This is a genomic window from Enterovibrio baiacu, assembly GCF_004120195.1.
In the GTDB taxonomy this organism is placed as follows: Bacteria; Pseudomonadota; Gammaproteobacteria; order Enterobacterales; family Vibrionaceae; genus Enterovibrio; species Enterovibrio baiacui.
Genome location: NZ_SCHN01000009.1, coordinates 20,898 through 32,105, shown reverse-complemented (window position 1 = coordinate 32,105; position 11,208 = coordinate 20,898). Strand labels below are relative to the sequence as shown.

Here is an 11,208-nt window from a genome sequence, read left to right as displayed (position 1 = left end):
TGATGCTTTTTCACGCAACACAATGTCACTTTCAGGACGAAACTCACACCTTTTCGCAAATTCGAGAAACCCACCTCAGAATCCAAATGGATTTTCTTTATATTCAACGCACTTCTTAACACCACGTTTTTTTGTGTTACTGCTTTAGCTAGGAGCTTTCATGTCGTCTTCTCGATTATCATCTCTCGAGATGGGCCGTGTTCTCGCCATCTTTGCCGTCGTTGTTATCCATACGGGTCCACTACGCGGTGAAATGTATAACGAATCCATCAATACACTTTCAGATGTCATCAACCAAATCTGCCGATTTGCGGTGCCTTTTTTCTTTTTACTTACAGGCTACTTTGTTCAACCTAAACTCTCTCAACACCCTAAAGAGACCTTTCTCCACTATGCAAAGCCCCTTTCGCTCATTTGGTTAGCATGGAGTGTCATCTATCTACTGCTGCCGTTTAGATTTGACGTTGTCATGTCACAAGGGTATCTCGCGGAACGATCTGGCTACTGGAACTTCTTGTTGAAGACACCGCTCAACACGCTGTTTGAAGGAGGACTCGTCCACCTTTGGTATATTCCTGGGTTACTTTGCGCACTTGGGATAATGGCACTGCTGATCAGTAAACGACAAGAAGCCTTGATGGTGCCTCTCGCGCTTGGGCTCTATGTGTGGGGGCTTGGTGCAGGCAGCTATCAACCGATATTGGAAGGCGAAACACCTATCTTTAGTCGCAATGGCCCATTTTTCAGTCTGCTCATGGTGGTCGCAGGTGCTGAATTGCGCCGCAGAAACATTCAGTTTTCAACGAGCACTGCATGGGCGATGCTGATTGGCGGCATGGGGCTTTGCCTTGCTGAAGGTTTTAACCTTGCTCGATATGATGTTTGGATGGCCAATCACGACTTCCTGATTGGCACACCTATTATGGCCATTGGTTTGTTTATGTTATTGCTGAATCATCCGAACTGGGCAAACACGCCACTGACCTTTGCCTTGAGCCAACGCGTCTTAGGGGTGTATGTGGCTCACTTTGTTGTGATGCTCATATTGTTTAACGTGTTTGGTGCTTATGCCATTGAAGGCATTGTCCGCGATGCTTTACTGGCACCGCTAACACTGCTTCTTTCATTTGGATTGGTCATCGCACTCGAAAAGACACGATTCACACGTTTCTTGGTGGACATGAACAAACCCAAACCGCAAGAAGCAAACAAACACGCAGCAGCGTAACAAGAAAAAGCCCTGACACGTCAGGGCTTTTTCTCATCAATATACGCTTGTCAGCGAACTAGATTTACTCAGGCGTTCAGCAACGCATCTATTTTCTTTAGGAAGCTGTCTCGTTGGTGGGCTTGGTCGTATTTCAAGTCATAGGTATTGTGAAAGCCAATGTGAAGCTCTACCCCATTTCCCCGAAGGTAAACGTTGTAGCCGTCATAATCTGTCATCGCTTCGATGCCTTCATAGATTTTACCAAGCTCAGTCTTCTCACCCTTTGCCATAACGACTTCAAACGCTTCCAGTAGTCTCGCCGGATTTAAGTCATTTTTCATTGTTCACTCCCCGTTACACTGCAAAGCGCGTCATGCCGCTTATTCTTTATGACTGCTGTTCTCTGATACTGCTCAAGGCACTAAGGCGATCAACCCTTTGTATTTCTTGATGAGTTGACCCATCAATCTACCAGACCGTTCTCACCACAAAGACATTTCCCACAGACAAGTAATAACGAGCCGATGAGTGCCAATAACGAGCCCTCTCAATGACGAAGAAAGTATAGCCTCGAAGAGGCGGTCTATTGATTCGTGAGCATTGAAAACACTATAAATGGAAGGAAACTAAATGGACGTTGTTACCAGCTGGGCAACCAGACTACTCGAGTTCAGCGCTGCGCTTTTCGTCTTTCTCATCGGTTGCGCGGTATTATCTATCATCTATATCTACATTCGTGACGTCACTCAGACGCAACAAGCTATTCGACGAAACTACCCTGTTGTCGGTCGCTTTCGTTACTGGTTCGAACACATGGGAGAATTTTTCCGCCAGTACTTTTTTGCATTAGACCGCGACGAACTGCCGTTTAACCGAGCGCAACGCAGTTGGGTTTACCGTGCTGCAAAAAACGTGGATAGTACCGTCGCCTTTGGGTCAACCCGACCGCTAAACCAACCGGGAGATGTGATATTCCTAAACTGCCCTTTCCCAACGCTTTCAGAAGATGCAGTGCCAGCCAGCGCCGTGACGTTCGGCGAGGGTGTCGCAACAACGCCGTTTACCACCTCTAGCTTCTTTAACATCTCAGGCATGAGCTTTGGGGCGCTCAGCGTACCCGCAGTGTTGTCTTTATCTAAAGGTGCAAAGAAAGCGGGCGTTTGGATGAACACAGGCGAAGGCGGTTTGTCGCCTTATCACCTTGAAGGTGGTGCTGACATCATTTTCCAAATTGGTACGGCGAAATACGGTGTACGTGACGAGCAAGGCAACTTGAGCGATGAAAAGCTCCAAGCCATTGCCGCTCACGAACAGGTTCGCATGTTCGAAATAAAAATGAGCCAAGGGGCAAAACCGGGCAAAGGCGGGATCTTGCCTGGGAACAAAGTGAACGCTGAAATCGCTGCCATTCGTGGCATCCCAGAGGGCGAAGATTCCATCAGCCCGAACGGACATACAGAGATCCGCAGCGTAGGCGATTTACTCGACATGATCGCTCGCGTCCGCAAGGTAACGGGCAAACCTGTAGGATTTAAGGCCGTGATTGGCGCTTATGGTTGGTTGGAAACCCTGATGGAAGAAATCCACCAGCGCGGGATAGATTCCGCACCGGATTTCATTACCATCGATTCTGCTGACGGCGGCACAGGCGCAGCACCTCAGTCACTCATGGACTTCATGGGTCTGCCCATCAAGCGTAGCTTGCCCATGGTCGTGGATATATTGGAATCTTATGGTTTGAAATCTCGGGTTAAAGTGATTGTGTCAGGCAAGCTGATAAACCCTGCGGAAGTAGCATGGGCGATGTGTATTGGTGCTGATTTCATCACCTCGGCGCGTGGTTTTATGTTCTCATTAGGTTGTATCCAAGCCCTGCAGTGCAACAAAAACACCTGCCCGACGGGCATCACCACGCACGATCCTAAGTTACAACACGGTTTGGTCGTTTCAGACAAAGCCGAGCGCGTGGCGCACTATGCGAAGAACTTGATGTACGAAGTCGGCGTGATCGCCCATTCCTGCGGCGTTGCTGAACCTCGCCAACTACGCCGTATGCACGCTCAGATGATCAACGATCATGGCTTGCCGGATTCACTGGACGTGATTCACCCACCGGTGACACCTAAGCCTGAATTCCAACAGCGAGCAGAGTAGTCCCCGAACAACATAAAAAAAGAGGCGCACTGTGCGCCTCTTTTGCTGCTGATTCTTTAACGAACTATCACATCCAATTTGACGGCAATCAGAAACCAGAGCCGGGTTGCGTCAAAAACGTGGTCTCTTCTTCCGTACATTCTCTGCCTAAAATGGCATTGCGGTGCGGATACCGACCAAAGCGATCGATAATTTCTTTGTGCTTAATCTCATATTCATAAGACTGTTTATCTTCAAGGCTATTGAAAAGCTGCATCGCGTCTTTGTGCACTTTCTGGGATTCACTGTGCATGTATGGCATGTACATAAAAGTACGTTCTATTTCACTCAGTTCTCTTTCAATGCCTAGGTTGATTGCTTCTTGCGCCAACGCTAAAGCCAGAGGATCTTGCGCAAATGCTTTTGGTGTATCTCGATATATATTTCGAGAAAACTGATCCAATACCAGTATTTCTGCCAAGCGACCTTTGGCTGAGCTTCGCCAATCAAATAGCTCTGCACGTGACGCCTGTTCGAGCAGACCACCAAAGCGCGCCTCAATCTGCTTGTCTAGCTCATCACTTTTCGAGAACCAGTCGTTTGGCGTCAATTCCTCAAACCAAAACGTCAATACTTTGCGATACATGCGTACCCTCCCTAGTACTAATAATCATTCAATACACGACCTGAGCAATCGTCATTGTTGTGTGTTGTAGTTCAGAGTGATTACTCAGTGTGTTGCCCGTTCGCACTATAGGACAAACAAAAGCACTTAACGAACTCGGTTAAGTGCTTTTCATCTTTATAAGGATAAAGAGGGCAAAATGAACAACAAAAAAGACGTTTATCTCTTCTCGTTGACAGATTGTGACGTGCGGGCGGTATGTTGGGTGCGCTTTACACTCGCTTTGCTTTTATTGTTTTCGAAGTATGTCGCAATGTCCGAGATGGACGTCACCACACAGTCGGGGGCAGAAAAACGAATATCGACGCCATAGTTGTAGCCATAGCTCACACAAGCCACCTTACACCCAACGGCACGCGCTGCATTTACATCGTTCACGCTGCCACCCACCATGAGCAATTGCTCGGGCTTGATCCCCAACAGCAGCGCCGCTTCCAACAAACCATCAGGAGAAGGTTTGGGATCTTGCAACGCATCACGGCCTAATACTGATGAAAAATGATTGCGGATACCCAACACCGTCAGGATCTCGTTCGCGTGAAAGGTCGATTGATTGGTCACCAACACCAGTGGGATTTTCTTTCGCGTAAGTTGGCGCAGTAGCGTGTCAACACCCTCGTAAAGTTTGGCTGTTGCATATTGGCGGCGCTGATAGGCTTTGAGAAAAAAAGCGCTGCCCAAACGAAAGATAGGATCAGGCACAGAGCCATCGATTTGTCGCGATAAAATACGATGAATGAGCTTGTCAGTGCCATCCCCCATCCAATCGCTGACGTGTTCCGCATTCAAACAAGGAAGCCCGATGTCTTTCAGCATTTCCTCTGCGGCATAACGAATATCTGCCGCGGTATCGACCAATGTGCCGTCCAACTCGAAACACACCGCTTTCACACCATCAACTGCCAACATTGTCTCTCCAACTCGCGTTTACAGGGTCACGGACCCACGCATATTTAGGGTTAGTAAGGGGGATTTGCACCAGCCAGTAATGGGAAAACGTTTATTCAAGAATGCGTTTCTAGACCGGTAAACGACGGCGGTTGATTGCGAAATCGAAGGCGGCAATCGGAGAGAAACCTGTCGTCTTTCAAATTTAGCAGAGTACAGATAAAAGCAAATTCTCGAACATTACAGCACGTCTTTTATCTCGTTGATCTTTGCCTTTCGCCCGCAGCCATTCGGTAAATTACGTTTATTTTTCATGGCATTAAAAACTTGAAAAAAGTTTCCCTCGGCAAAAATTGAACACGTAAAAGTAAGTGAGTGTGTGATTCATGTCATTCAATTGCAGACCAAGGTCTCATCAACATCACGCCGTTCATTTCAACGCATACACTGAAAAATGAACGCACTGTTTATCGCCTTGTCTTGTCGACGTAATCGCGTAAACTGTCCGACCTTTTTGACGCTGGAGAGTTTTTGATGTTTATCGGTTTTGATTACGGAACGGCTAACTGTTCTGTCGCCGTGATAGAAAACGAAGCGCCACGCTTATTGCCCCTAGAAGGCGATAGCCCTTTCATTCCATCGACGCTTTGCGCGCCCACGCGTGAGGCGGTTAGCGAGTATCTGTGGCGTCATTTTGACATTAAACCGGCGGATACCACGGGCGAGCAACTGTTGCGTCGCGCCGTCGCATTTAACCGAGAAGAAGGCATTGATGTTGAGCCTGGTGACTTGCGCTTTGGCCGCTCAGCACTCGAAACCTACCTCGAAGACCCTGAAGAGGTCTACTACGTCAAATCGCCCAAGTCTTTCCTTGGTGCAACGGGTTTACGTGATGTGCAGGTCAGCTTCTTCGAGGATCTGGTGTGCGCCATGATGGCCAACATCAAACAGCAAGCTGAAGCGAGCTTACAACAAGACATAGAACGCGCAGTTATTGGTCGCCCTGTGAACTTCCAAGGCATTGGCGGTGAACGTGCAAACCAACAAGCAGAATCGATTCTGACTGCAGCAGCAAAACGTGCAGGCTTTAAAGACACAGTGTTCCAGTTCGAACCTGTTGCTGCTGGCTTGGAGTACGAAAGCGCCCTGGCCGAAGATAAAACCGTGCTTGTGGTCGATATCGGTGGCGGTACGACTGACTGCAGCTTAATCCAGATGGGTCCAAGCTGGCGCCAATTGGACGATCGTCGTGCATCGTTGCTCGCGCATTCAGGATGCCGAATTGGTGGTAATGACCTTGATATCCACCTCGCTTTTGAACAACTGATGCCATTGTTTGGTAAAGGCAGCACCTTACAACGCGGCATTGCCATGCCAGTGACGCAATTCTGGAACCCTATTGCGATCAACAATGTGGCGGCGCAATCTGAATTTTACACATCGGCTAACCGCCGCGTGTTAGAACAGTTGATTCGTGATGCCAGTGAGCCTGAGAAAATTCAGCGCTTACTTAAAGTGCAACAAGAAACCTTGGGATACCAAATTGTTCGTTGCGCGGAAGAAGCCAAAATTGCCTTATCAGAGCAAACCAGCACCCAGCATTCGCTACCACTGAGCAATGAGGCACTGACGATTTCGATTCAATCTGACCAATTGGCAGAAGCCATCAGTAACCCAGTGATGCGCATCGCTGAGCTCGTGCAAGATGCCATTGCCCAAGCAGATACCAAACCGGATGCGATCTTCATGACAGGCGGCAGCGCACGCTCCCCCATTCTTCGCGCACTGCTGGAAAACACCCTTCCCGGTGTTCCCATTGTGGCGGGAGACTATTTTGGTTCTGTCACATCAGGTTTGGCGCGTTATGCAGCACACTGCTTTCGCTAACAGCCGCTAATCGGTACACGCTGATTTCCGTATATAAAAAAGAGAAGCAGGGTTTCCTGCTTCTCTTTTTTATGGGTTTCGATTTTTCCTCTAGGGCTTCGCTTTCGGCACCAACCCCCATGGCACAGATGAAACAATGCCATTTTTCTGTCCTGCCATCGGCACCGCATTCGCACCTTGCCAATCAAGCAGCATAATCGCCAACACATTGCGATGCTCACCCTTGGCGAGATCGACGCTACCCGACACTGAAGGCACAATGCCTGCCTGCTCTGAAATGGCATTTCTCACGTAAGCTTGTGCACGTTCGACGACAGGATCATCATCAAGCCCAGCCAACAGGAAACTGATGCCAATTTCAGCCACCACGTCGGGTTTTGAGCGCGCCAAAATCGTCTCTATATTCTTGCGGTAATAGGTATAGATCCATGCGTAATCAGATTCCGCGACGGGCACACGGTAATATTCTGATGCCGCGAGAATGATGTGCGTCATACCATACAATTTATTGTTGAATTGCTGCGTGGAGAGCTGTGCATCTTCGCTGTCGGGATAGGTTTCGCGAAATGCTGATTCGAACGTTTTCGTCAGATCTTCCTCGCCAAGCTGTTTCAGCCAATACACTTGGTTCGCCAACTGCGCTGCCCACGCGCGGATCATTTCAGGATTGGTGACGTAAACGCGAAAGTCATACCAACCAAGCACCTCACGAAGTTTCTCGTCTTCAATGTGTGCCAAGCCATATTCATTGGCGCGCGCCATGCTGCTTATCAGCCCAGCACCAAGCACCAAATACGCTTCACGCCCAGTGCCCGCTTGTTGACGTAGCGCATCGCGTTCAGAATCCCCCGATTCATAATGGGAGAGACGCACCTTACCTAATCGTTCAACATCCGCTTTGCTGTTGATGTCGGCGGCATACCCGTTAAGACGGCTCGCCACCCGCGCCATGTCCGTCCAAACTGCGCCTTTGTAATAGTTATCTTGAGTCTGGCGATACATGCGCAGCCCGTAATGCCCAAGTTGATACGGTGACAATTCGCCTAACTGCCGATCATAAATGTCACGGATCTGTCGTGCATCGTTGATTTCAGCCATCTGCACAACTGACGCGGATACACCGCTGTCAGTTTGATCTTGGGGAGTCAACGAACACGCCGTTAGTGCCGTCATCACCACAGCACTTGTCAGTAACACACGCCATTTTTTCATCATTACACCCCATTCTATTTGCCCTCACCTTAGCCCGGTTGTGTTAAGAGACGAACAACTGTTTGCAAGGTTACATACCCAAACGACCTGAAGATGCTCGTATCCAGAGGCCATCAGTGCGTTCAATTCGCGGCGAATTTCGCTAGGAATAGTCACCCCATTTCCGAGGCATCTAACGAAGAAGTGGGCGCAGTGAGGGCCTCCCTGCGGGCGAGTTGAATCCGCCATCTTCAACTCGTTTGGGTATAGCCCACGACTGACAACCAAGGTGTCTCATCAACGAATTCGCGCAGATGATAGAAAAAATTTACGGTGTAAATCGGCAGAGGAATGCGGGCTAGCGAGAGGTTAGAGACCGATAAATAAAGGGGCGAATTTAAAAGACGGTGTAAATCGAGGAAAAAACGCACCCACCAGTGACTGTGTGCCAGTCACTAAACACCAATGCGGTGTTGGTGGGTGCTCGTCAAGCTCGACGAAGGTTGACCACAAATGAGATGTCACTTGTGAATGTATCAGCTTAAAAGGCAGTGGATAGCTGATTGAAACCAAGAGCCCAATAAACACGGAGTGAAGAGGAATGTGCTATTGAGCGATACATTATTTATGACACAGCCAGAAAGCAGAATCGACAGGCACTTCAGTTTGTGCGGCGCAGGTCTAATTGCTTAAATTGCGCACTAATCTGTCTCACCGTTTTGCACCAACACATACGCCATAATGTCGTTCACGTCGTTTTTGGTAAGCACGCCTTCGAACGCAGGCATTCCGCCATCACGACCATCTAGAACTGCACCGATTATCCCAGATTTCACCGGGTTCAAACGGCCAAATTTCTTGTGCAAATTCACGGGCGTTTTTGGCAGTGTTGCAGCGATTAAACCATCGCCTTGCCCTCTCTCACCGTGGCAAACAAGGCAGTTTTGAACATATTTTTGCTTGCCGTTTGCTACATCACTTTCGCCGTAGATCGTGTTTTCATATGCAACCAACGCGATGAAGCCAATCACCCCTAACCCTAAAACACCCAGCGTAATCCCTAACAATTTTTTCATGATACGTCTCTCCTCATCGATAGGTTTAGTAAACCAAACGACAAGTGAAAAAAATGTCAACGCGTTACCTTACCCCTTCGTTTTCTAACCCTGTTACGCTCGCGGTGCAACCCACCGCGTCATTCTCTTTTAAGTCGATTTGCCAGCCATATTTTCGTGCGATGTCTTGTGCAATCACCAATCCTAAGCCGTACCCTTGATTTACCTTACTGTTGTTCTCTAGGCCAACCCCCGTGTCCTGAATCACGATGGCGTTTGAAGAGATATGAATGGTGATTTGCCCCTGCTCTGTGTAAACGAAGGCATTCTTAATCAGGTTCCCCACTAAAATGCCAACAGCCTTGTGAGACACACGCAAGCACGGCGCATGTTCAACATTGACCAACACCTCAATGTTTTTCTCTTCCAACAACAGCTGAAAATGGGAAAGTAAGGTGTCGATTTCGGCACGGTCTAATTGCCACGGTGTCACTGTCTCTTCTTTTTCACGCGTCAGCGACAGCAGGGTTTCCACGTAGTCTTGCATGGATTCTACCGCCGCTGTCATTCGCACACGTTGCTTGTCAACAAATTGGGGATCATTTGAGTGTTCAAGTAGGGATAAACTGCCGCGCAGTACCATGAGTGGGGTGCGTAATTCGTGGCTCGCAAAACGGTTAAACGCGCGTTCTCTTTCTAACATGTCAGCGATTTGAGATTGATAGGTATTGATGCTCTCCGTCAGCGTCACAAGCTCGACCGTTTTACCTGTTTTCGGTAAGGAAAGCGGCGATAAATCGCCTTCAGTTTTCGCACTCAACTGGTTAGCGAGCGACGAATAGGGCTTGGTTAACCGAGAGGCAATTTTCAGTACCACCAGCAAACTCAAAATCAGTAACCCAAAGGACAAGAGCAGCTGATTGGCTTGCGATTTTAGTGTTTTCTCTTCACTTAACTCGAATATCGGATCGTTATTAACGATGTATGCATCCAGCATTTCGCCGTTGACCATGACCGTGGTTTTCATCACGAAGTAATCCGTTTCTTGATCAACTCTCCCTGCTTTGTAGATTTCTACGGCACTGTTCAGCGCAAGTTGTTTACTGATTTCGAGCGAATCGGGCAACGCACCATAGCCGATGTAGGCGGTCGAAAAATTGTCGAGCACCACAATATCACTGTTGATATCGGCTTCATTTAAGCTGTTAGCCAACGACTCCAAACGATACTGCGCCGTAAAGTGTTCGAGGTTTTCTACCGTGCTTTCCAACACGGAAAAATGGATAGTAATAATGGCAAACGCCACGATCGAAAAATAGGTAAACGTCAGTTGTTTCGCGGATTTAATCTTGCTCATGCTTCGCCACTCGGTTTATCGACCAATTGATACCCAATCTTCGGAACGGTGCGGATATACCCATACTCAAACGGCTTATCAATGAGGTTTCTGAGTTGGTAGACGTGGCTGCGTAACACATTACCCTCAGGTTCATCATCCCCCCACAGTGCAGTGATGAGCTCTTCTTTCGTAACAACCTGTGGTGCGCGTGCCATTAACAGTTTGAGCACAGTAAACAGTGATGGGTTCAGGGTGAATTGGCACTCGCGGCGCACAGCAACGTGAGACGTCAGCGACAGACGAAGTTCACCAAAGACCAGTTCACGGACAGACACTTGCCCCGTGCGGCGTCGATTTAACGCCAACACGCGCGCTTCCAGGATCTTCAAATCAAAAGGCTTAACCAAGTAATCATCTGCGCCATGATCAAAGCCGGAGAGAATGTCTTCTCGCTCTCCCATAGCTGTGAGCATAAGCACGGGTGTGTCTACGCCATTTTCACGCAGTTTTTTGCACACCGTCATGCCGTCCATTTTGGGTAACATGACATCCAGAATGACCACGTCATAATGATTATCTTCCACCAGATTTAGGGCCTGAGTACCGGATAATGCATGGTCCATGGTGTGACCAAGCAATTCGAAGTAATCGAAGATAACACCCGCAATATCTGCATGATCTTCAACGAGTAATATTTTCATTTTCACTAAACCTGACAGTGGAATTCCTCTTTATTCTTGCACAGAAAACATAAAAAAAAAGTGAACGACCTTTCTTTCACTTCTCTCCTCGTAATGTGGCACTCACTGACGTAGGAGGG

At 48.3% G+C, this 11,208-nt stretch carries 10 protein-coding genes; 3 read left to right on the top strand and 7 right to left on the bottom strand.

Annotated features, from left to right (window positions below; all coding sequences use genetic code 11):
• Positions 1–160 precede the first annotated feature (160 nt).
• Entirely contained in the window at positions 161–1,228 is a 1,068-nt protein-coding gene (locus EQP46_RS09605; RefSeq protein ID WP_129493440.1) for an acyltransferase, read from the top strand.
• Between the two features lie 68 nt (positions 1,229–1,296).
• On the opposite strand, the gene EQP46_RS09600 is transcribed toward EQP46_RS09605, so the two are convergent.
• Entirely contained in the window at positions 1,297–1,551 is a 255-nt protein-coding gene (locus EQP46_RS09600; protein ID WP_129493439.1) for a DUF3081 domain-containing protein, read from the bottom strand.
• A 289-nt stretch (positions 1,552–1,840) separates the two neighbouring features.
• Between EQP46_RS09600 and EQP46_RS09595 the strand changes: the two genes are divergently transcribed.
• A complete protein-coding gene (locus EQP46_RS09595) occupies positions 1,841–3,364 on the top strand; it encodes an FMN-binding glutamate synthase family protein (protein ID WP_129493438.1) in 1,524 nt (507 codons plus the stop codon).
• Between the two features lie 88 nt (positions 3,365–3,452).
• Here the strand turns inward: EQP46_RS09595 and EQP46_RS09590 are convergent, their stop codons facing one another.
• Both EQP46_RS09590 and EQP46_RS09585 read right to left on the bottom strand, forming a co-directional pair.
• Positions 3,453–3,989, bottom strand: a complete 537-nt coding sequence (locus tag EQP46_RS09590) for a DUF924 family protein (protein ID WP_129493437.1) — start codon at positions 3,987–3,989, stop codon at positions 3,453–3,455.
• A gap of 198 nt (positions 3,990–4,187) precedes the next feature.
• The gene (locus EQP46_RS09585; protein WP_129493436.1) at positions 4,188–4,937 is read right to left on the bottom strand and encodes an HAD-IA family hydrolase; all 750 of its coding nucleotides are present in this window, start codon (positions 4,935–4,937) and stop codon (positions 4,188–4,190) included.
• 513 nt (positions 4,938–5,450) lie between these two features.
• Here EQP46_RS09585 and yegD point away from each other — a divergent pair.
• Entirely contained in the window at positions 5,451–6,803 is a 1,353-nt protein-coding gene (yegD, locus tag EQP46_RS09580; RefSeq protein WP_129493435.1) for a molecular chaperone, read from the top strand.
• A gap of 90 nt (positions 6,804–6,893) precedes the next feature.
• On the opposite strand, the gene EQP46_RS09575 is transcribed toward yegD, so the two are convergent.
• The 4 genes from EQP46_RS09575 to EQP46_RS09560 form a co-directional block, all read right to left on the bottom strand.
• Positions 6,894–8,018 (bottom strand): DUF3541 domain-containing protein, encoded by a 1,125-nt coding sequence (locus EQP46_RS09575; RefSeq protein ID WP_129493434.1) that lies wholly within the window; start codon positions 8,016–8,018, stop codon positions 6,894–6,896.
• A 677-nt stretch (positions 8,019–8,695) separates the two neighbouring features.
• A complete protein-coding gene (locus tag EQP46_RS09570) occupies positions 8,696–9,070 on the bottom strand; it encodes a c-type cytochrome (protein WP_017017410.1) in 375 nt (124 codons plus the stop codon).
• A gap of 64 nt (positions 9,071–9,134) precedes the next feature.
• A complete protein-coding gene (locus EQP46_RS09565) occupies positions 9,135–10,406 on the bottom strand; it encodes a sensor histidine kinase (protein ID WP_129493433.1) in 1,272 nt (423 codons plus the stop codon).
• Positions 10,403–11,089 (bottom strand): response regulator transcription factor, encoded by a 687-nt coding sequence (locus tag EQP46_RS09560; protein WP_017010229.1) that lies wholly within the window; start codon positions 11,087–11,089, stop codon positions 10,403–10,405. Before EQP46_RS09560 ends, EQP46_RS09565 begins: the two co-directional genes overlap by 4 nt.
• Positions 11,090–11,208 lie beyond the last annotated feature (119 nt).

Excerpts from the sequence above, each read along its gene's own strand:
- EQP46_RS09575 (WP_129493434.1), bottom strand. The coding sequence starts at position 8,018 with ATGATGAAAAAATGGCGTGTGTTACTGACAAGTGCTGTGGTGATGACG.
- EQP46_RS09600 (WP_129493439.1), bottom strand. The coding sequence starts at position 1,551 with ATGAAAAATGACTTAAATCCGGCGAGACTACTGGAAGCGTTTGAAGTC.
- EQP46_RS09605 (WP_129493440.1), top strand. The coding sequence starts at position 161 with ATGTCGTCTTCTCGATTATCATCTCTCGAGATGGGCCGTGTTCTCGCC.
- EQP46_RS09570 (WP_017017410.1), bottom strand. The coding sequence starts at position 9,070 with ATGAAAAAATTGTTAGGGATTACGCTGGGTGTTTTAGGGTTAGGGGTG.
- EQP46_RS09565 (WP_129493433.1), bottom strand. The coding sequence starts at position 10,406 with ATGAGCAAGATTAAATCCGCGAAACAACTGACGTTTACCTATTTTTCG.
- EQP46_RS09585 (WP_129493436.1), bottom strand. The coding sequence starts at position 4,937 with ATGTTGGCAGTTGATGGTGTGAAAGCGGTGTGTTTCGAGTTGGACGGC.
- yegD (WP_129493435.1), top strand. The coding sequence starts at position 5,451 with ATGTTTATCGGTTTTGATTACGGAACGGCTAACTGTTCTGTCGCCGTG.
- EQP46_RS09595 (WP_129493438.1), top strand. The coding sequence starts at position 1,841 with ATGGACGTTGTTACCAGCTGGGCAACCAGACTACTCGAGTTCAGCGCT.
- EQP46_RS09560 (WP_017010229.1), bottom strand. The coding sequence starts at position 11,089 with ATGAAAATATTACTCGTTGAAGATCATGCAGATATTGCGGGTGTTATC.
- EQP46_RS09590 (WP_129493437.1), bottom strand. The coding sequence starts at position 3,989 with ATGTATCGCAAAGTATTGACGTTTTGGTTTGAGGAATTGACGCCAAAC.